Raw genomic sequence first — 19966 nt, 5'->3', positions numbered from 1 at the left:
CTTCGCAGGAACAAGAGGGTCTAGTTTCCGGAAACCTGCGAGCGAAGCTGGTTTACCTCCTCCGACAGCCTGACCAGCCGGGAAGTAAGCTGAGACCGCGACGCATCCACCGCATCAACGGTTTTCTTGAGCTCAGACAGCTGATTCCTCAAAGCCCGGACCTCGCCGTCGCCCGCCATGGCGTCCATCTTCTGCTCCAGCACGGCAATCTGGCCCTCCATGCCACTGATCCCCAGCTTCTGTTCCTGCTCAAACCGCCTTATCCGGCTCTCAACAACCTGATCCACATCCCCGATCTGTTGGCTCAGCCGCGTCAACTGCTGCGTCGCCTCCTGGTTGGCCCGCTCCAGCGAAGCAACGGAATCGTCAAGTCGCTGCCGCACCTGCGCCACATCTGCTGACAAACCGTTGCGCGCCTGCTCCAACGATGCGGTCAGATCAGCCACCAACTTGTTTGCCTGGGCAAGCTGATCATCAACCTCCGCCAACCTTTGCTGATGCTCATCGAGACGCTTCTTATTGCGTTCGTTGGCAACCACCCAGAGCTTACGGATTTCACTGTCTGCTGAATCCAGGCGCTTGTCATTAGCTGCAATCTTCTCCTCCAGGGAAGCTCCCCGCTCCTGCAGCGACTCCCCGGTTTCCGATAATTCACCCTCAAAACGGGCCAGCGCCAGCTTACTCTGCCGAGCCCAGTAATCGGCCTCTTCCAGCTGCCCCTCCAGGGCTTCAATACGCTCATTCTGAACATACCAGCCGGCACCCGCGCCTGCGGCCACGACCACCAACAAAAGCCACATCAACAACCCACCTCCCGGGCCGCCACCGCCAGACGTCTTCTCCGGTTTCGGCGGCTTTGGGGGCTTCTGCCGTTTACTGGCCGATTTCCTCTTTTGCCCATCAGGTTTTCTGGGCTCGGCGCCACCAATAGGGGGCTCAGCTCTCAGCTCGTCATCGTCCGGGCGAATGGGTTCCATTACTACTCCTGAATCGGGATGGTCAAAATGTCAGCCACGATAATACCCGCACTTAACAATCCGTTAAAATGAAGCCTTTTAAAGATTACCGGAACCACGCCCACCCTGTGTTGCATGGTAGGTAGGCAAAACATACAATGGCCGGCTTTCCAATTATCACAGGACAGTTGCATATGCAGCCGCTTGTAGGACTCATCATGGGCTCGAAATCCGACTGGCCCACCATGGAACACGCCGCCGACATGCTCGAGAAACTCGGCGTCGCCTACGAAACCCGGGTGGTCTCCGCCCACCGCACCCCCGACCTGCTCTTTGACTACGCCAAAACCGCAGCCGACCGCGGCCTGAAAGTCATCATTGCAGGCGCCGGCGGTGCCGCGCACCTGCCCGGCATGGTTGCCTCCCAGACCTCTCTGCCAGTACTGGGCGTTCCGGTACAATCAAAGGCCCTGAACGGCCTGGATTCACTGCTGTCTATCGTACAGATGCCCGGCGGCATCGCCGTTGGCACCCTGGCTATCGGCAAAGCCGGGGCAACCAACGCTGGTCTGCTGGCAGCACAGATTATCGGCACGTCTGATGATGGCGTCCGCAAGGCTGTTGACGAGTTCAGAGCGAAACAGACACAAACAATTCTGGATAACCCTGATCCCAGAGATCAGTGAAGCCAACTCCAAAGGCTGGATGAGCAGTTCGGGGAAGGCTTTCCAAAACTGTGCGGAGCCATGGATGGCGAAGCCCAAGCGCCCCATGGATGGGCTTGAGCGTGTTTTGGAAAGCCTTCCCCGAACTGCTCACACCACCAATGTCAGAGCCGAAACAGTGGCAGGAGAAATTACATGAGAATTGGTGTACTTGGCGCCGGCCAGCTAGGCCGCATGCTAGCCCTCGCAGGCTACCCCCTGGCCAAAGACTTCGTGCTCTATGACATGTCCGGCAGCCCCAGCGCCGGCCTTGGCGAAGTGATCATCGACCGTGACGGCCAATACCTGGACGACTTCATCTCCCGGGTGGACCGCGTTACCTACGAATTCGAACACCTGCCCGTCACCGTGGCAGAAGAACTCGCCAAACACAAACCCGTGCATCCCTGCCCCAGAGCCCTGGAAGTTTGCCAGAACCGCGAAGCCGAAAAGACCCTGTTCGGCCGCCTGGGCATCCCCACACCCCAATGGCAAATTGCAGACAGCGCCGAGTCACTCAAAGCCGCTGCCGAAGAACTCGGCTGCCCGGTGATTGCCAAGTCCATCACCGAAGGCTACGACGGCAAAGGCCAGGCCGTCCTGAAAACACCGGAAGAAGCACAAGCCGCCTGGAGCAGCATCGGGCACCCACGGGTGATCGTCGAAAAGTTCGTCAACTTCAAACGTGAAGTATCGATTATTGCCGTGCGCGCCGAGGACGGCGACCTGGCCTTCTACCCCATCGCCGAGAACACCCACCACGAAGGCATCCTTCGTTATTCCATTGCTCCCGCGCCTGCCCTTCAGGCACACATTCAGCAAGACGCAGAGAAATACATCAAATCTCTGCTGAACGAATTGAACTACGTGGGCGTATTAACCCTCGAGCTTTTTGAAACCAATGACGGGCTGGTCGCCAACGAAATGGCGCCGCGAGTGCACAACTCCGGGCACTGGACCATCGAAGGCGCCATGACCAGTCAGTTTGAAAACCACATTCGCGCTGTCAGCGGCCATGCCCTGGGTAATGTGGAAGCCCGGGGGCTTAGCTGCATGATAAACATCATCGGCGAGCATGGAGACATTGAACGCATACTGGAACTGCCCTACGCTCATGTTCACCTCTACAATAAAGGTGAGCGCCCGGGGCGCAAGCTGGGGCATGTAAATATTCTGGCCGACAGCTATGAAGAGCTGGTTTGGCGGGTCCGGAACTGCGCACAGTTCCTGCCCGGCAGCCCCGAGTTTACAAGTACTCTTACACCAAGGGGTTGATTTAGCTCAAATCGCCCTTATATTGCTGTGACGTACACATTCAACATAAACAGAGAGACAGGGAGAACGACCTCATGGCATTTGAACTTCCCGCACTGCCTTACGAAAAAAACGCACTGGAACCGCACATGTCCCAGGAAACCCTGGAATACCATTACGGCAAGCATCACCAGACCTACGTCACCAAGCTGAATGGCCTGATCGACGGCACCGATAATGCCAGCAAATCCCTGGAAGACATTATCAAGAGCGCGAGCGGCCCACTGTTTAACAACGCTGCGCAGGTATGGAACCACACCTTCTTCTGGAACTGCCTGAGCCCGAACGGCGGTGGCGAGCCCACTGGCGCTGCCAAAGAGGCGATCGAGAAGGCATTTGGTTCTTTCGAAGAGTTCAAGAAAGAATTCAACGACAAAGCCGCCAACAACTTCGGCTCAGGCTGGACCTGGCTGGTGAAGAAGGCCGACGGCAGCGTAGCCATCGTCAATACCAGCAATGCGGAAACTCCGCTGACCGGCGCTGACAAGCCGGTACTGACCGTTGACGTCTGGGAACACGCCTACTACATCGACTACCGGAACAGCCGCCCGAACTACCTCGAAGGCTTCTGGAACCTGGTCAACTGGAATTTCGTTAACGAAAATCTGGCCTGATCACAGAGTAGTGCCATCGGAAGCTGCCCGGCCGCTTCCGCCTGAACGCCCGCCAGGTCAGCCTGGCGGGCGTTTCTGTATCCAGATGCGACAAAACCGCAACAAATCGATACACGCCCACCCATGATTATTTGAAAAAATCGGCCATACTCCATGCAGTTGCAAAAAATCTGAACCATACTGTCGTAAACGGCAGGCCTGACCCCGGCGCCGGCACTCAAGAACAATCCGGACAGATGAGCCACAAGACTCGGAATGCAAACTGCCTTCAAAGTTGAAAATCACCTGGGATACCGAATCCTGCGCTGGGTGCTGATTGTCGCCCTGTTGACAGGCATCCTGGTCAGCACCGTTCAGGTTGCTCTCGACGCCAGGCGGGTATCCATGGAACTGGAACGCCAGGCCAACCAGACCATGGCAATGGTTCGTTACGCCGCCACCCAGTCCGCTTTCAGTATTGATGACACCCTGGCCCAGCAAGTGGTTGATGGCCTTTTCGCGCTGGAGCCCATTCACCTGGCTCGCATTTCTCACCCGGATGGCGACCAATTGGGCGGCCGGCTCAGGCCACTGCAAAACCGGGCATTCCGCCCAATTACCGACCCCATTTTCGGCAGCATTCGTGAATACCGCGAAAGCCTGCACCGAGGCACCAGCCCAGACACGATCTACGGCTACCTTGAAGTGCGCTACGACACTGCCCCTATCGCTGAGAACTGGCTGAACCGCGCATTGATCACCTTTGGTTCGGGCATTGCACTGGCACTGATTCTGGGCCTTGTACTGTTCGTGGTGTTCCATCTGGTGCTTACCCGCCCCCTTTTACGCATTGTACAATCCGTTCGCAAAGTCGACCCGGCACGGCCCGACGACCGGCTGATTGCGGTTCCGGACGGACATCGGGCAGACGAGCTTGGGCTATGGGTGAACGCCACCAATAATCTTCTGGTCTCTATCGCTGAGAGCCAGAAAAGGCATCAGGAAGCCGAAGATCGGGTCAACCGCCTGGCACGCTATGACACTCTGACCGGGCTGCCCAGCCGCGATGCATTCATGGAAGACCTGCAACACGACATCGTGTCTGCCAGGGAATCCCATGGCACACTGGCATTGATGGTTTGCGGCATTGATGACTTCAAATCCGTGAACGAACAGTGCGGCTTCCGAACTGGCGACACCATATTGCAGACGGTCGCCAGTCGCCTGACCGCCAACCTGCCTTCGGAACGGTTCAGTGTTGCCCGGCTGGGCAGCGACCAGTTTGTCGTTGTCGAGAAGCGGCTTCGCGATGGATTTCAGGCAGCCGATACCGCCGAAAAGATTCTGGGCAGCTTCGCCACCCCGATCAACGCCGGCAACCATCGCATATCCATGACGGCTACCCTGGGTATTGCCCTGTTCCCCTCCGATGCTGACCAGGCCGACCGGCTTCTGCAAAGCGCAGAACAGACCATGGCACTGGCCAAACAGAACGGACACAATCATTTCCAGTTCTACGTAGCCAGCATTGATCAGGAGATCCGGGAGCGCAAACAGCTTGAGAAAGACCTGAGTAACGCACTGGCAAACCACGAGTTCCATCTGGTTTACCAGCCTCAGATCAACCTCGAGACCAAACGCATTATCGGTGCCGAAGCACTGCTGCGCTGGGAACATCCCGAGCGAGGCATGATTCCTCCTGATCACTTCATCCCCGTTGCCGAGTCCAATGGCGCCATCGTCGAGATTGGCCAATGGGTACTGGACCAGGCCTGCTGGCAAGCCGCTCGATGGGCCAGTGAAGGTTCTCCCCTCAGAATTGCCGTGAACCTGTCTGCTGTTCAGCTTCGCCAGGAATCCATCGTCGATGACATCCTGAACACCCTGAAACGCCACAACATTCCCGCCGGCCGGCTAGAGCTTGAGGTCACCGAAACCAGCTTCATGACCAATCTCACCGACGCCGTGGCCAAGCTGCATCGCCTGCATCGGGCAGGCATCAGCATCGCGGTGGACGATTTTGGCACCGGATACTCGTCTCTCACCTACCTGAAGCAGATGCCGGTTCAGCACCTGAAAATCGACAAGCAGTTCATTCGGGACTTGCTGGTCAACGAGGAAGACACACGAATTGCCAACACCATCATTGATCTTGGCAAAAGCCTGAACCTCACCGTTGTGGCCGAAGGGGTTGAAACCGCTGAGCAAGAGTACTATCTGAGCCAGCGTGGTTGTAAACTGGCCCAGGGGTACTTTTTCAGCAAGCCACTGCCACCCAAGGAATTTGAGACGTTTGTACAGACTTTCCATGCCCGTATCGTGGAAAATAACGCCTGAACCTTTCACCCTGAGGAGTAGTCATGGGAACGACCGTCATCGGCCTTGTTGTTATTGCCGTTGTCATACTGTACCTGGTGTTTATCTACAACAACCTGGTATCGCTGCGTAATCAGTTCAAGAATGGCTTTGCGCAGATTGATGTGCAGCTACAGCGCCGCCATGACCTGATTCCCAACCTGGTGGAAGCCGCCAAGGCCTACCTTGTTCACGAAAAATCGACGCTGACCCAGGTGATGGAAGCCCGCAACAACGCCGTCAGCGCCCAGAAAGACGCGGCGAAAGACCCGGGGGACGGCACCAAGATCCAGCGTTTGGGCAGTGCCGAGAACCTGCTGACCAAAGCCCTGGCAAACTTCTACGCCGTTTCTGAAAACTACCCGGAACTGAAAGCCAACGAAACCATCCAGCAACTGATGGAAGAACTCTCCAGCACCGAAAACCGGGTGGCCTTTGCCCGCCAGGCCTACAATGACGGCGTGATGACCTACAACATTTTCCGCGAGAAGTTCCCGAACAATATTGTTGCCGGCATGTTTGCCTTCAAGGAAACCGCCCAGCTGCAACTGGAAACCCCGGAAGCGCGCCAGGTACCAAAAGTCAGCTTCTGAGGCCTGAATCATGGCAAACCCCGGTTTCTTCCAGCGCCAGGCCCATGCCCGGCGCAATACCGGCCTGTTAATCGTCCTGTTTCTGACAGCCGTCACATTGATTACCCTGGCTGTTTGCCTGGTCGGGTATCTGGTCACCCGCAGCCAAACCTCGGCTCTACCCTTCCATTACTGGCTCACCTCCAGCCACGGGCTCACCACCGCACTTGCGGTGGTGTTGCTTATAGGGGTCGGCTCGCTGGTTCGCTGGGCAGACCTGGCCGGTGGCGGTAGCCGGGTGGCCAAAATGGTGGGCGCCCGCCCGATTGAGCCCGACACCAACGATCCTGAAGAACGCAAGCTTCGCAACATCGTGGAGGAAATGGCCATCGCCAGTGGCGTGCCCGTGCCAGACCTGTACGTGATGGACAACGAAACCAGCATCAACGCCTTTGTGGCCGGCTACACGCCTGGTGAGGCCGTTATGGTGGTTACCCACGGCGCACTTACCCACCTCACCAGAGACGAGCTTCAGGGCGTGGTGGGGCACGAGTTCAGCCATATATTGAATGGCGATATGCGCATTAACGTCCGGCTGATTGCGCTGCTGGCCGGCATTCTGATGCTTGGTCAGATTGGCCAGTTCCTGCTTCGGGCAGGTTTCTACAGCGGCGGCCGAAGCCGAAATCGGGATGGCCGTGCGCAGGCTGCAATGGGCCTGATCGGTTTGGCCCTGATGATCATCGGCTATGTGGGTGTGTTCTTCGGCCGGCTGATTCAGGCTGCGGTATCCCGGCAAAGGGAAATGCTGGCGGACGCCTCCTCCGTACAATTTACCCGTAACCCCGAGGGCATAGGCAGCGCCCTGTTCAAAATTGGCATGAAGGGCGGCTACCTGGACACCACCAGCCATGCCAGCGATATGAACCACATGTGTTTTGGCGAGTCGGCACGGATGAAGTTCAGCACCCTGCTCGCGTCCCACCCGCCCATCAACGAACGCATCAATGCCATCCAGCCCGGCATGCTGGCTCGCCTGCGCAGCCGCCTGAGAGACACGGAACCAAGCCAAAAGCAGCGCCAGAGCACCGCGAGGCCGGCCGGCAAGGCTGGCCTGAACGATCTGGTCAACCAAGTTGTCGCGCCTGCCAGGGGCCGTGGTAGCTCATCACCGGTGCGCTCTTCCCTGGCACCCGACACTCCACAGCTGGCTGAAAAGTTGTCCACACGGGTAGGCACCGTCAGCGCCCAGAGCGAAGCCTTTGCCGTCCAGCTTCTGGAACAATTGCCATCCACCTTCCGTAACCTGCTCTACACCCGCGCCGGCGCAATTCAGCTGTGCTATGCCCTGCTGATCTTTGATCTTTCGCCGAGCATCCAGAAACAACGGCTGGCGCTGTTAACCGATCACCCGCTACTGGGCGCTCAGCCAGACCTGCTGGACAAGATGCTGCCGGCCCTGGCAAGACTGGGTGAAACTGCACGCTTCCCGGTACTGGAACTGGCCATGCCGGCATTGCGGAAACTGGACCCGGACGAACGCGACGCCCTGCTTGAAAACGTTCAGAAGCTGGTCGCAGCCGACAACCGGGTCAGCCTGTTCGAGCTGGCCCTGACCACCTTCCTGAACCGGCATCTCGGGCTTGGCGCAGAACAGGTTGTACCGGTCAAATACCGGAATTATCGCCAGGTGATGCCGGCCCTGCGGCGCCTGCTCAGCCTGTTTGCCCGGGCCGGCACCGACACCCCTGAGGATGCGGACAAGCTGTATCTCGAAGCCATGGCCGGCTTTGGTACCGGTCAGGAAGAAAGCAGAGCCGGAAAGGTGTCCATGCGGGAACTGAGAGAAGCGCTGGAAATACTGAATCGGCTGTCGCCGCTGCTGAAGCCCGCCGTCATCGACGCCTGCGGCTACTGCGTGACCCACGATGGCAAGGTGGATGTGCGGGAGTATGAGTTAATGCGGCTGGTAGCAGACCAGCTGGATTGCCCGATGCCACTAAGGGGTCTGTCCCCGAACGGGGACTGACCCACCTTTGCCCGTCTGCGGCAACCAAGCCTGACCACGTACCTAGTCTTCCAAAATGGGTCAGTCCCCATGCGGGGACAGACCCTGGAGGACAGACCCACTTTTGCCCGTCTGTTGCACCCAAGTCTAACCACGTACCTAGCCTGCCAAAATGGGTCAGTCCCCTTTGGGGACAGACCCCTTGACCCTATTGCCTGCGCCCCTGGAACAGCATATCCACCGAGGGCTGGTCTTCCGGGGCGGGCAGGCCGAGCTTTTCGCGGACTTCAAGGTTTACGTCCCACAGCTGGTTAAACTTCTCGGTAGTGGCAGCCACGCTCTCGTCTTTGCCGAGCATGATGGTCGGCCTCAGGAAGACCAGCAGGTTACGCTTGATGCGGGTTTCAGACTCCGAGGAGAACAGGCGCCCAAGCAATGGGATATCTCCCAGCAGCGGTACCTTACTCTTGTTGACCTGGAAGTCATCCTTGATCAGCCCGCCCAGAACCACGGTTTCACCGTCATCGGCAAGCACGGTGGTTTTGATTTCACGTTTGTTGGTGATCAGATCGGAAGCGCCCGAGACCGTCGTGGTAGAGATATCCTCGGTGGTCTGCTCGACCACCAGCCGAACCAGGCCGTCGGCACTGATGGTCGGTGTTACCTTGAGGGAGAGACCAACGTCACGGCGTTCAATGGTGGTAAACGGGTTGGTGGTTCCATCACCGGTGACCGTCGACTGCCCCGTTCTGAACGGCACGTTCTGGCCCACAATAATCTCGGATTCCTGATTATCCAGGGTAATGATGCTCGGTGTCGAAAGCAGGTTGGCAGCGGATGAGGAAGACAGCGCCTGAATCAGAATCCCCCAGGTGAGACCGTCCCGATCCCGCTGGCCAGCGCCAACGGTAATGCCGCCGCCCAACTGCGGCAGGGTATCGCCTACCAGCGCACCAATCACCGAGTTCAGCCCCAGCATGCCCTCACCACTGGTAAGGTTAGTGCCCATCACCGGGAAGGCGTTGGCAGACTCATCACCCGCCGCCAGCTGCACACCCAACTGATCGCCCAGCTCGTCACTGATCTCGACAATCGCCGCTTCAATCATCACCTGAGCCCGGCGCACATCCAGAGCGGCCACAATCTGCTCGGCCTCCTGCATCAACGACGGCTCGCCACGGACAACCAGCGCATTCAAACCTTCATCGGCGAACACCGAGAAGCTTGCCGAACGGCTACCCGATGAGCCACTGCCCCCGGAGCCACCGCCGGTACTCGATTCCCGCACCACTTCGCCCATCACGCCCTTTAGAATTTCGGTCAGGGCTTTGGAGTCAGCGTGCTTGAGTCGGATGACTTTTGTCGTGCCGCCAGTTGCCGAGGGCTGATCAAGCTGACGAATCAAGCCCCGCATTTTGTCACGAAAAGTCTCGTCGCCCCTGAGAATCAGCCGATTGCTCCGCTCATCCGCCGTCACGCTGTACTTTCTCGCGGAACTGTCACCGCTGCCACGACGCAATTCATCGGGCGCGAGCTCCTGCAGGAGTTTGACCATGTCACCCACCCAGGCTTCCCTGAGCTGGATAACTTCAACCTCGTATTTGGAAGGGCTGTCGAGTTCGCGAACAATCTGCTCAATTCGCTGAATGTTCGATGAATGATCACTGACAATCAGGGCATTTGCCGCAGCCACACCGGCCAGATGACCATACTTGGCCACCAGCGGCCGCAGGATCGGCACCAACTCCAGGGCATTGGCATTATCAATCTGGATAACCCGGGTAATCAGCTGTTCAGATGGGGTAACCTCGAATCGATCCAGAATCTCGGCAGACTGCTTTGCATCCACCTGCTGGATAATCTTGATGACTTCTTCCCCGGGAATGGCGGTGAAACCGTGCACATTCAATACCGCCAGAAACAGATCATAGATTTCGTGCTTGTTCATGGGCGCACTGGACAGCACGGTCACCTTGCCCTTTACCCTGGGGTCCACCACAAAACTGTACCCGGTAATATCCGCCACCTGAGTGACAAAGGCCCGGATGTCCGCATCCTTGAGGTTCAACCGCCAGGTTTCATCCTGTGCCTGAGCCACCGATAGGATCGGCAACAGCAGAAGAAACACGAGGGTCCGGAGTACGTTGGTCTTGTGGTTATACATCTGGCGATATCGTCCTGTTGTAATGTTCCCGATCAGCGCCACTGCTCGGGTATGGCATAGCTAACGGTCAGTATGGAGCCGTCTCGTTCTATCTCGATATCCAGCTGGGCCTGGCTGCGCCAGTCTTCCAGCAGGGATTTATCCTGTTCTACATCACCCAGGCGCTGACCGTTAATGGCAGTAATGACATCGCCCTGGCGCAGATTGACCGCATTGAGCATCGGGTTGGAGCCATCGTACACATACCCAGAAGCGCCGCTGTCATCCGCTGGCCGCAAGCCATAAGCCGCCAGTGCCGCAGCCCCTTCTGCATCCAGCTGCTGCCTGGCCCCGGCCAGGAAATCATCGGGCGATTCTGCCGCCTGAACCTGTGCGTCCGCAACCATTACCGAAGAGTCCAGCTGTTCTTCAAATGCGAGTGACTCATAGCGGCCGCCACGCCGAATCAGAATGCGGTCTGATTCCACCTCGGCCAGCTCTGCATTACCGGGCAGGGTTTCACCTACCCGGTAATACTCGGTTTCACCATTGCTTCCGGCAACTATAGCACCGGAGTCTTCCGGCCGCTGCCCTATCAGCACCCCCTCAAGGCGCAACCGTAACCCGGTTTCCGGTGCGCTGCGGCGAACAACCTCTGCCACACCGGCCTGCTGCTCTGGCCGGCCGAAGAGTTCGTAACCGGCGATGGAAGCCTGGGGCACCCGGTTCTGGGCACCAGGTTGGCCACCCAACTGTGCCGGTACATCCGGAACCGGCCGATCAGACCATGCATACAGCCAGGTCAGTTTGGCCGCCGAACTACTGAGATAAACCACCAGGGCGACCAGAATAATGTTTGCAAGGGCTCTGGATAGACGCTCCTGATGATGTACTGCCAATCCTGCCACGTCAGAACCCTCCCGGCAGTATTGGCTGACGAACACGGAACACTACATCACCCGGGCGCGCACTGTCGGGCCATGGCTGCTGCGCCAGGTCAACCATGCGCTTATACACCCTGAGCTCCATCATGCCGTCCCAAAGAATACTGGCATCTGCGGCGGGGCCATCGCCGCCCTGCTCCGATACCGTCAACGCAACGCCACCCTCGGTGGTATCTATATTGGCCTGCATAGGCGGGAACTCTGCCTGCCCGGTCTGATTCCCCATAGGCCAGGTAACCAGCCCGCCATTCCAGCGCCCTACACCGTCGGCTTGCTGCAATCGGTTATCCGCGAAGACCAGACGCAGTCGATCGATACTGACGTCCCCTTCAATCATGGCTCCGCCACTCTGACGAATCAGATCTTCGAATTCCTCGACCGCTATCCGGCCGCGGGCCGTCACATCCAGGTTACCCGGCCAACCGATACTAGCAGTTCCCTCCACCCGGGATTGTGACGACACCAGGGAAAATCCAATCGGTAACTCCAACCCGGTCAGCGAGGGCCACCCCAACGTCCACTGCACCCGGGCTGGAAAACCGGCAACCACAACGCCTGCGGCGCCATCCCAGAGCCTACCCGACACCTGTTGCACCACTACCTGCGGCGGTAACTGGATATGCCGGGAAGCCTGGTGCCAAACCCACCCCGCCGGCACCAACAGCACCAGCACCACCCCATACACCAGGAAGCCAAGCAGCAACAGCAGCAGGATCTTGGCAGGGCGCAGGAAAGGCTTGGCTTGGGGTTCAGTCATTGAGTTTTGCACGTTAATGAACGGGTAACCGAGTCTAACAAAGCCATTGGGCAACTTCATGACAAAAATAACGAAAAACCCCGCACCAGTGTGAACCAGCGCGGGGTTTTTCAGGGGTAGATCGGGCCAGACCTCAGAAACTGAGATCTGGTCGGGACTTGGCCGGCATTACATCATGCCGCCCATGCCTCCCATTCCGCCCATTCCGCCCATGTCTGGCATGCCGCCAGACTTCTCGTCTTCAGGCTCGTCCGCAACCATCGCCTCGGTGGTGATGATCAAGGATGCTACGGAGGCAGCCGCCTGCAGGGAAGAACGGGTGACCTTGGCAGGATCCAGGATACCCATTTCCAGCATGTCGCCGTACTGCTCGGTTGCGGCGTTGAAGCCGAAGGAACCTTCGCCTTCCTTCACCTTGGCAACCACAACAGAGGACTCACCACCTGCGTTGAATACGATCTGACGCAGCGGCGCTTCCATGGCACGGCGCAGAATGTTCACGCCGGCTTTCTGCTCTTCGTTGATGGCGTCTACCTTGTCCAGGGCCGCAATGGCGCGGATCAGGGTAACACCACCACCGGCTACGATGCCTTCTTCAACGGCGGCGCGGGTGGAGTGCAGCGCGTCTTCAACGCGGGCTTTCTTCTCTTTCATTTCCACTTCAGAGCCGGCACCAACCTTGATCACGGCAACACCGCCAGCCAGCTTGGCTACGCGCTCTTGCAGTTTCTCTTTGTCGTAGTCAGAAGTGCTGTCTTCGATCTGCTTGCGGATCTGCTCAACGCGGGCTTCAATGTCGCTCTGCGCACCGGCACCGCCAATAATGGTGGTGTTTTCCTTGGTCACGTTAACGCGCTTGGCAGTACCCAGGTCATCCAGAGTGGTGTTCTCCAGGGTCAGGCCTACTTCCTCGGAAATCACGGTACCACCGGTCAGGATGGCGATGTCCTGCAGCATTTCCTTACGACGGTCACCAAAGCCAGGTGCTTTAACCGCGTTCACCTTAACGATGCCACGCATGTTGTTCACAACCAGAGTGGCCAGGGCTTCGCCTTCGATGTCTTCGGCGATGATCTGCAGCGGCTTGCCAGCCTTGGCAACAGCTTCCAGCACCGGCAGCAGTTCGCGGATGTTGGAGATTTTCTTGTCGACCAGCAGGATGTACGGGTCGTCCAGCTCGGCAGACATGTTGTCCTGGTTGTTGATGAAGTACGGGCTCAGGTAGCCGCGGTCAAACTGCATGCCTTCAACCACGTCCAGCTCGTCTTCCAGGCCACGACCTTCCTCAACGGTAATGACGCCTTCTTTGCCTACGCGCTCCATGGCGTCAGCAATGATCTTGCCGATGGTCTCGTCACCGTTGGCGGAGATGGTACCAACCTGGGCGATCATGCGGCTGTCGTCGCAGGGCTTGGCCATTTCACGAATGGCTTTAACGGCTTCAGCCGTGCCCTTGTCGATACCGCGCTTCAGATCCATCGGGTTCATGCCGGCAGTCACTGCCTTGATGCCCTCATTGACGATGGACTGGGCCAGAACCGTTGCGGTAGTGGTACCGTCACCAGCGGTTTCGTTGGCCTGGGAAGCGACTTCCTTGACCATCTGCGCGCCCATGTTCTCGAACTTGTCTTTCAGCTCGATTTCCTTGGCCACAGACACGCCGTCTTTGGTCACAGTCGGAGCGCCGAAAGACTTCTCCAGAACCACGTTACGGCCTTTCGGGCCCAGGGTTACCTTGACGGCGTCTGCCAGGATGTTTACACCTGCAACCATGCGTTTGCGGGCGCTATCACCGAATTTAACGTCTTTTGCTGCCATGTCTTCTATTCCTGTTCGTTAAACCGAAGTTGAATAAGATCGGATTAATGAGCGTTCGTACTTAACGCTGCTGCGATCACTCAAGCACGCCGTAGATTTCGCTTTCGCTCATGATGAGCAGCTCTTCACCGTCAACCTTTACGGTGTTACCGGCATACTGACCGAAGACCACGGTGTCACCCACCTTGACCGCCAGTGCACGGGTTTCGCCGTTATCCAGAATACGGCCATTGCCCACAGCAACTACCTCACCCTGGGAAGGCTTCTCTTTGGCGTTACCCGGCAGCACGATGCCACCCGCAGTTTTCTCTTCTTCTTCCTTACGGCGTACGACAACACGATCGTGTAGCGGACGAATTTTCATTGCTCGGTTTCTCCAATAGTCAGATTAATGTGGCAATGACAATTGCATGTTAAAAGTGTCTGGCCGGAACCCCGGACCGGACAAATTGCCCCGGCATCCAAGCCACTGATAGACAGCAGTTTTCAGCCCGAGACGAATCTGTGGTGAGTTAATGGGGTTGTCACCAACGTTTTCAACACCCGGAGCGAAAAAAATTTCACTTTTTTTCGTCGCCCTCACCGCGCTCCCGTGCCCGCTCAAGGCGTTCCCGATCGCTCTCCGTCTGATCCTGGTATTCACCTTCAATAATGTCGCCATTGGCATCCCGATCAAACGGCCGCTGCGGCCGGAACGGTCCATGCCCTTCAAACGGACCCTGCCCGAATGGCCCGGCACCACCGCCTGTGCCAAAATAAAAGCTCCGACTCTGGCCGGCTACCGTCATTCGCTTCAAAGCCTTCGCCGCGAGCCAGTGCCGGGACCCCGGCAGCAAACAGGCAAACCCCACCGCATCGGTAATAAACCCCGGTGTCAGCAACAAGGCCCCGCCCACGGCCAGAATCAGCCCCTCGGCCACTTCCTTCGCCGGCAATTCGCCGCTGTTCAAGCGCTGGTTCGCCCGCAACAACGTGGCCAACCCCTGCTGGCGCAACAACCAGGCGCCAATGACGGCGGTCAGCAGCACCAGCCCGATGGTGTTCAACACCCCGATCAGGCCGCCGACCTTGATCAGAACCACCATCTCGGCGATGGGCAGAATAATGAAAAGAAAAAGGAAAACGGGCAAAATGCCTCCTTATAAAAACGATGCAGACACACAGAGAACGTAAACCACCTCTGAACTTAATTAGGGCAAACCATGAAACTTCAAGATTCAGTGATCGCAATCACCGGCGGCGGCCAGGGCCTCGGCCGCGCCATGGCAGAATACCTGGCAGCCAAAGGCGCCAAGCTCGCGCTCATCGACCTGATGGAAGACAAACTGGCGGAAGCCGCCGACGCCTGCAAACAAGCCGGTGGCGATGCAAAAACCTATGTCTGCAACGTCGCTAAAGAAAACGATGTTGAGAAAACCTTCCAGGCCATCATCAACGACTTTGGCCACCTGAACGGCCTGGTGAACAACGCTGGCATTCTGCGCGACGGCCTGATGGTGAAATTCAAGGACGGCAAACTGGAAAAGCGCATGGAACTAGCCCAGTGGCAGTCCGTTATCGACGTCAACCTCACCGGCGTGTTCCTGTGTGGCCGTGAAGCCGCTACCCGAATGATCGAAAACGGCGATCAGGGCGTGATCATCAACATCGCCTCCATCTCCCGCGCTGGCAACATGGGCCAGAGCAACTACTCCGCCGCCAAGGCTGGCGTATCGGCCCTGGTGCCGGTATGGGCCAAAGAGCTGGCCCGCTATGGCATCCGCTGCATGGGCATCGCCCCCGGCTTCATCGAAACCGAAATGACCGCCTCCATGAAACCGGAAGCCCTGGAGAAAATGACTGCCGGCATCCCGCTCAAGCGCATGGGCAAGCCCGAAGAGATTGCCTCTGCCGTGGCGTTCATCTTCGAGAACGACTATGTCTCCGGACGTATGATCGAAGTAGACGGCGCCCTGCGTCTCTAGTGCGCAGACGCATGAGGCTCTGAATGGACGAGTTCGACAAAGAACCGACAAAAGAGCAAAAGATCTGGCAGGTAGTGGCCGCCATTCCGCAAGGACGGGTGGCCAGCTACGGCCAGGTCGCCGCCATGGCCGGCCTGGGCCGCCAGGCGCGCTTTGTTGGCCGAGCCCTGGGCAAACTGCCCGCTGGCCACAGCATCCCCTGGCACCGGGTGATCCGCAGCAACGGCCAGATTGCTTTTCCTGAAGGCACAGAAACCTGCCAGCTTCAAACCGAGAAGCTGAGACTGGAAGGGGTGGACGTGTATAAAGGAAGGGTAAAGATGAAGGACTTTCAGTGGCAGCCTTAGGAACCACTCAGGCCTGCCCCAAGCCCGATTCAAGCGCCCTGGCCTGAGCCTCAAAATCTTCAGGACGCTTCTTTCGAAACATCTCAAGGTTGCTGAGTTTCCAACGCAGTGCTGGCAATTCTTGTGCGTGACGACACGTCAAAAGCGACCAATCTGGCTCAGCACGAGCCAAGCCAATCAGAAACTGCCTTTGTGAGTCCGTTAACCTCACAACCAGCTCTCGCTGCAACCGAGCCCGGGTCTCAGTCAGGGTTTCTAGCGAGCATTCGACTTCGCTCATACCAACAAATGCTCTCTCGAATTCATTGGCGATATTCTTCTCATTACAGAAAATAACTTCGTGGGATGGGCGGTTATGCCCCGCAAGATAGACGACAAAGCACTCAATCATCCCCTCGGTGATGCCGCCGGATTCATACAGCTGCCAAACGTCAAACAAATCCCGAGGGTGCTGTCGATCAAGCGCAGCGACCAGCTTGCCCCCGTAAAGCTCATCTGGCGCCAGTATTGGAAGATCGAACTCAACGCTAAACCGATCGCTCGTGCGCTCACTCAACCGGCGCCGCTCTGGAGGCAACACGCTACCACGAAAGACGACGTTGACTTCGATTTTGACCTGGCTGGTTTCGCTTTCGACGATCAGCTTGGTATCGCCAAGATTTCGGGCAGGAATCAGTCGCGCATGCAGCCCGAGCTTAAAAATGCGTTCACTGATGGCCGCCAGCTGCTGGTTGACGTCTCGCAAAGCCTCATCCCGGGATTTCTCCCGTGGAAGATAAACAACATCAATATCAACCGATAACCGGGGCATATCCCGAAGAAACAGATTGATGGCAGTGCCACCTTTCATCGCGAATATATCGTTGGCAAACACCTCCGGCGCCACGGTTAATAACAGGCGCACCGTGTCAGCGTATGTTTTGTCCATACTAATCCCTATCCTTGGGGGTTGAGGCTGAGCAATGTGCCATCATCCAGCCTGGTCATCCAGCGGGAGGAACTGCCGGTACGAACCGGAAAGTCCTCCAACAAAGCATCAACATTCACTAATTCAGTTTCTCTTGCCCAGGTAAGATACAGGCGCACCGCTTTAACGCTCGTGCAACAGGAAAGCAGATCACCGAGAACCTGCTTTCTGGGTGAGCGCAGACCATCGAAGAGATTACGGGCTTCCTCGAGACTCTGTTTCACACCGACTTCATAAAGAAGCTCAAGAACCGCTCGCTCCGGACACGCGACAACCACATGCTCGGGCAATCCCGGCGGCGTGGTGAGAGTCTTTGTTGCCAGCTCGTTATCCGACCACTCAAACAATCGCGCATGGCAGTATCGTGAAGGGAAACGGGAGGTAAACCAGTCTGGCAAGGTATAACGCTTATCTCCCCACAGCACACAGCTCTCCGTACTGCCCAGATTATGCCGAACCCCCTGCAGCGCCAAAGCGCTCTTTCCGCCGATGTGCAACCCTGCAACTCGGTTCTGCAACAGCTTCAAGCCGCCGAAGATATCAAAATCGTCGTTGGGGAAAGCATAGACCCCGTGCCCCAAACGAACGAGCCAACCGGCCTCTGCATACTGCGCCGCCAGCTGCGGTGAAACTCCAAACCGGGCCAGCACAGACAAATCGAAAGGCCCGCCTCGGGGCAGTTCAGCCTGCAAACGTTTGAGTACCTGGTGTCGTGAAAATCTGCTCATAGGTTAAAACTAGCACATCATCTAATCAGCAAAAAAGAAAATGTGTAGATCGCGCTAAAAAAATCTTCTTTGACTATATTTAGAGTGCAAATTCTAATCGGAAAACTTTAGGGACGGGAGAGAAGAAACGTGCAGGAAAACCTTGAAATTGATTTCAGTGGCAGCCCTGAGCAAAACGCCGAGGGCTGCACTGGTACTACCGCAGGCTCAGATCAAACCGCTTTGGCAGCAATGATCTTGTCGTGCCACTCGACCGGGCCGGTCTGGTGCACGGAGCTGCCGCGGGAATCCACCGCTACGGTTACCGGCATGTCTTCCACTTCGAACTCGTAGATGGCTTCCATGCCCAGCTCTTCGAAGGCCACCACCTCGGCACCCTTGATCGCCTTAGACACCAGGTAAGCCGCACCGCCCACCGCCATCAGGTATACCGCGCCGTGCTTCTTGATTGCGTCAATGGCGACCTGGCCACGCTCGGCCTTACCGATCATGCCGGTCAGGCCGGTTTTCTCCAACATGGTGTCGGTGAACTTGTCCATACGGGTGGCCGTGGTGGGGCCAGCCGGGCCAACCACCTCTTCGCGCACCGGATCAACCGGGCCTACGTAATAGATGAAGCGGCCTTTCAGATCCACCGGCAGCTCTTCGCCACGTTCGATCATATCCACCATCTTCTTGTGGGCGGCGTCACGGCCAGTCAGCATTTTGCCAGACAGAAGAACGGTTTCACCGGGCTGCCAGTCTTTAACGTCTTCCGGAGTCACGGTGTCCAGGTTCACGCGGCGCACGTTCTCGCCCACTTCCCAGGTGATTTCCGGCCAGTCGTCCAGGCTCGGTGGTGTCTGCAGGGACGGGCCAGAGCCATCCAACACAAAATGCGCGTGGCGGGTGGCGGCACAGTTCGGAATAATCGCCACCGGCTTGTTGGCCGCATGTGTCGGAAAATCCTTAACCTTCACATCCAGAACCGTGGTCAGACCACCCAGACCCTGGGCGCCAATACCCAGCTCGTTGACCTTCTCGAACAGCTCCAGGCGCAATTCTTCAGAGCGGTTGGACGCGCCACGGGCCTGCAGATCGTGAATGTCGATCGGGTCCAGAAGGGCTTCTTTCGCCAGCTCCATCGCCTTCTCGGCAGTACCGCCAATACCAATACCCAGCATACCCGGCGGACACCAGCCGGCACCCATCTGCGGCACCATCTTCAGCACCCAGTCCACCACCGAGTCAGACGGGTTCAGCATGGCAAACTTGGACTTGGCTTCAGAGCCGCCGCCCTTGGCTGCCACGTGCACGTCTACCGTGTTACCGGGAACCATCTTGTAATGGATGATGGCGGGGGTGTTGTCCTTGGTGTTCTGGCGCTTGCCGTCCGGGTCTGCCAGCACGGAGGCACGAAGAACATTGTCCGGGTGGGTGTAAGCACGGCGCACGCCTTCGTTGATCACGTCGTCCAGCGGCATGTCGCACTCGAATTTCACATCCATGCCAATGTTCACGAATACGGTCACGATGCCGGTGTCCTGGCAGATCGGGCGATGGCCCTGGGCACACATCCGGGAATTAATCAGGATCTGGGCCATGGCATCCTTGGCAGCCTGGGACTCTTCGCGCTGATAGGCCTCGTACACAGCCTGAATAAAATCCTTGGGGTGATAGTAGGAAATAAACTGCAGCGCATCGGCTACGCTTTCGATCAGGTCGTCCTGGCGGATAACAGTGGTCATAGTCGCCTCATCAGCTTTCTGATTATCGGAAGTGTGCGGAGCCACCCAGGCAGCCCCTGCTTATATAAG

The 19966-nt window shown here is 57.5% G+C and carries 18 protein-coding genes; 8 read left to right on the top strand and 10 right to left on the bottom strand.

The genetic code is table 11. From position 1 onward, the window contains the following. Window positions 1–20: 20 nt before the first annotated feature. Window positions 21–977, bottom strand: coding sequence for a hypothetical protein (locus ASQ50_RS18090; RefSeq protein WP_058091805.1), 957 nt, complete (start codon window positions 975–977; stop codon window positions 21–23). A 173-nt stretch (window positions 978–1150) separates the two neighbouring features. Here ASQ50_RS18090 and purE point away from each other — a divergent pair, with 173 nt between their 5' ends. The 6 genes from purE (at window position 1151) to ASQ50_RS18060 (ending at window position 8523) form a co-directional block, all read left to right on the top strand. Continuing rightward, the gene (gene purE / locus ASQ50_RS18085; RefSeq protein ID WP_058091806.1) at window positions 1151–1642 is read left to right on the top strand and encodes a 5-(carboxyamino)imidazole ribonucleotide mutase; all 492 of its coding nucleotides are present in this window, start codon (window positions 1151–1153) and stop codon (window positions 1640–1642) included. Window positions 1643–1816: 174 nt separating this feature from the next. Beyond that, complete coding sequence (locus ASQ50_RS18080) at window positions 1817–2935, top strand: 5-(carboxyamino)imidazole ribonucleotide synthase (RefSeq protein WP_058091807.1); 1119 nt, start codon at window positions 1817–1819, stop codon at window positions 2933–2935. 74 nt (window positions 2936–3009) lie between these two features. Then, window positions 3010–3588, top strand: coding sequence for a superoxide dismutase [Fe] (sodB, locus tag ASQ50_RS18075; protein ID WP_058091808.1), 579 nt, complete (start codon window positions 3010–3012; stop codon window positions 3586–3588). 255 nt (window positions 3589–3843) lie between these two features. Beyond that, window positions 3844–5904, top strand: coding sequence for a putative bifunctional diguanylate cyclase/phosphodiesterase (locus ASQ50_RS18070; protein ID WP_058091809.1), 2061 nt, complete (start codon window positions 3844–3846; stop codon window positions 5902–5904). A gap of 23 nt (window positions 5905–5927) precedes the next feature. Continuing rightward, complete coding sequence (locus tag ASQ50_RS18065; protein ID WP_058091810.1) at window positions 5928–6515, top strand: LemA family protein; 588 nt, start codon at window positions 5928–5930, stop codon at window positions 6513–6515. Between the two features lie 10 nt (window positions 6516–6525). Then, window positions 6526–8523 carry a M48 family metallopeptidase gene (locus ASQ50_RS18060; protein WP_058091811.1) on the top strand — a complete coding sequence of 666 codons (1998 nt, stop codon included), beginning with the start codon at window positions 6526–6528 and terminating at the stop codon, window positions 8521–8523. Window positions 8524–8710: 187 nt separating this feature from the next. On the opposite strand, the gene gspD is transcribed toward ASQ50_RS18060, so the two are convergent. The 6 genes from gspD to ASQ50_RS18030 all read right to left on the bottom strand — a co-directional run bounded on the left by gspD (window position 8711) and on the right by ASQ50_RS18030 (window position 15294). Continuing rightward, complete coding sequence (gene gspD, locus ASQ50_RS18055) at window positions 8711–10666, bottom strand: type II secretion system secretin GspD (protein ID WP_058091812.1); 1956 nt, start codon at window positions 10664–10666, stop codon at window positions 8711–8713. A 32-nt stretch (window positions 10667–10698) separates the two neighbouring features. Continuing rightward, window positions 10699–11553, bottom strand: coding sequence for a type II secretion system protein N (locus tag ASQ50_RS18050; protein ID WP_058091813.1), 855 nt, complete (start codon window positions 11551–11553; stop codon window positions 10699–10701). Window position 11554: 1 nt separating this feature from the next. Further along, window positions 11555–12346: a type II secretion system protein N gene (gene gspN, locus ASQ50_RS18045; protein WP_058091825.1), complete on the bottom strand. Its 792-nt coding sequence runs from the start codon at window positions 12344–12346 to the stop codon at window positions 11555–11557. A 168-nt stretch (window positions 12347–12514) separates the two neighbouring features. Then, window positions 12515–14164, bottom strand: coding sequence for a chaperonin GroEL (gene groL, locus ASQ50_RS18040; RefSeq protein ID WP_058091814.1), 1650 nt, complete (start codon window positions 14162–14164; stop codon window positions 12515–12517). Between the two features lie 76 nt (window positions 14165–14240). Further along, the gene (gene groES, locus ASQ50_RS18035) at window positions 14241–14528 is read right to left on the bottom strand and encodes a co-chaperone GroES (protein ID WP_058091815.1); all 288 of its coding nucleotides are present in this window, start codon (window positions 14526–14528) and stop codon (window positions 14241–14243) included. A gap of 196 nt (window positions 14529–14724) precedes the next feature. Beyond that, a complete protein-coding gene (locus ASQ50_RS18030) occupies window positions 14725–15294 on the bottom strand; it encodes an FxsA family protein (protein ID WP_058091816.1) in 570 nt (189 codons plus the stop codon). Window positions 15295–15366: 72 nt separating this feature from the next. Here ASQ50_RS18030 and ASQ50_RS18025 point away from each other — a divergent pair, with 72 nt between their 5' ends. Together ASQ50_RS18025 and ASQ50_RS18020 are read left to right on the top strand one after the other, a co-directional pair. Continuing rightward, the gene (locus ASQ50_RS18025; RefSeq protein ID WP_058091817.1) at window positions 15367–16128 is read left to right on the top strand and encodes an SDR family oxidoreductase; all 762 of its coding nucleotides are present in this window, start codon (window positions 15367–15369) and stop codon (window positions 16126–16128) included. A gap of 23 nt (window positions 16129–16151) precedes the next feature. Next, window positions 16152–16475 carry an MGMT family protein gene (locus tag ASQ50_RS18020; RefSeq protein ID WP_058091818.1) on the top strand — a complete coding sequence of 108 codons (324 nt, stop codon included), beginning with the start codon at window positions 16152–16154 and terminating at the stop codon, window positions 16473–16475. A gap of 7 nt (window positions 16476–16482) precedes the next feature. Here ASQ50_RS18020 and ASQ50_RS18015 read toward each other — a convergent pair whose 3' ends face one another. From ASQ50_RS18015 to ASQ50_RS18005, 3 genes are all read right to left on the bottom strand, one after another. Continuing rightward, window positions 16483–17403, bottom strand: a complete 921-nt coding sequence (locus ASQ50_RS18015; RefSeq protein ID WP_058091819.1) for a nucleotidyl transferase AbiEii/AbiGii toxin family protein — start codon at window positions 17401–17403, stop codon at window positions 16483–16485. 8 nt (window positions 17404–17411) lie between these two features. After that, on the bottom strand, window positions 17412–18170 hold the full coding sequence (locus tag ASQ50_RS18010) for a type IV toxin-antitoxin system AbiEi family antitoxin domain-containing protein (RefSeq protein ID WP_058091820.1): 759 nt from the start codon (window positions 18168–18170) through the stop codon (window positions 17412–17414). Between the two features lie 212 nt (window positions 18171–18382). Further along, window positions 18383–19897 (bottom strand): fumarate hydratase, encoded by a 1515-nt coding sequence (locus tag ASQ50_RS18005; protein ID WP_058091821.1) that lies wholly within the window; start codon window positions 19895–19897, stop codon window positions 18383–18385. Window positions 19898–19966: the final 69 nt, after the last annotated feature.

Origin of the sequence: Marinobacter sp. LQ44, assembly GCF_001447155.2 — a bacterium.
Taxonomy (GTDB): domain Bacteria; phylum Pseudomonadota; class Gammaproteobacteria; order Pseudomonadales; family Oleiphilaceae; genus Marinobacter.
Note: the sequence above shows the minus strand (reverse complement) of the source record. Positions and strands in the feature narration are given on the sequence as shown.

Bases quoted from the DNA above. Each gene is read 5' to 3' on its own strand.
- purE (WP_058091806.1), top strand. From the start codon at position 1,151: ATGCAGCCGCTTGTAGGACTCATCATGGGCTCGAAATCCGACTGGCCC.
- ASQ50_RS18015 (WP_058091819.1), bottom strand. From the start codon at position 17,403: ATGGACAAAACATACGCTGACACGGTGCGCCTGTTATTAACCGTGGCG.
- groES (WP_058091815.1), bottom strand. From the start codon at position 14,528: ATGAAAATTCGTCCGCTACACGATCGTGTTGTCGTACGCCGTAAGGAA.
- gspD (WP_058091812.1), bottom strand. From the start codon at position 10,666: ATGTATAACCACAAGACCAACGTACTCCGGACCCTCGTGTTTCTTCTG.
- ASQ50_RS18020 (WP_058091818.1), top strand. From the start codon at position 16,152: ATGGACGAGTTCGACAAAGAACCGACAAAAGAGCAAAAGATCTGGCAG.
- ASQ50_RS18005 (WP_058091821.1), bottom strand. From the start codon at position 19,897: ATGACCACTGTTATCCGCCAGGACGACCTGATCGAAAGCGTAGCCGAT.
- gspN (WP_058091825.1), bottom strand. From the start codon at position 12,346: ATGACTGAACCCCAAGCCAAGCCTTTCCTGCGCCCTGCCAAGATCCTG.
- sodB (WP_058091808.1), top strand. From the start codon at position 3,010: ATGGCATTTGAACTTCCCGCACTGCCTTACGAAAAAAACGCACTGGAA.
- ASQ50_RS18025 (WP_058091817.1), top strand. From the start codon at position 15,367: ATGAAACTTCAAGATTCAGTGATCGCAATCACCGGCGGCGGCCAGGGC.
- ASQ50_RS18065 (WP_058091810.1), top strand. From the start codon at position 5,928: ATGGGAACGACCGTCATCGGCCTTGTTGTTATTGCCGTTGTCATACTG.
- ASQ50_RS18060 (WP_058091811.1), top strand. From the start codon at position 6,526: ATGGCAAACCCCGGTTTCTTCCAGCGCCAGGCCCATGCCCGGCGCAAT.
- ASQ50_RS18090 (WP_058091805.1), bottom strand. From the start codon at position 977: ATGGAACCCATTCGCCCGGACGATGACGAGCTGAGAGCTGAGCCCCCT.
- groL (WP_058091814.1), bottom strand. From the start codon at position 14,164: ATGGCAGCAAAAGACGTTAAATTCGGTGATAGCGCCCGCAAACGCATG.
- ASQ50_RS18010 (WP_058091820.1), bottom strand. From the start codon at position 18,170: ATGAGCAGATTTTCACGACACCAGGTACTCAAACGTTTGCAGGCTGAA.
- ASQ50_RS18080 (WP_058091807.1), top strand. From the start codon at position 1,817: ATGAGAATTGGTGTACTTGGCGCCGGCCAGCTAGGCCGCATGCTAGCC.
- ASQ50_RS18070 (WP_058091809.1), top strand. From the start codon at position 3,844: ATGCAAACTGCCTTCAAAGTTGAAAATCACCTGGGATACCGAATCCTG.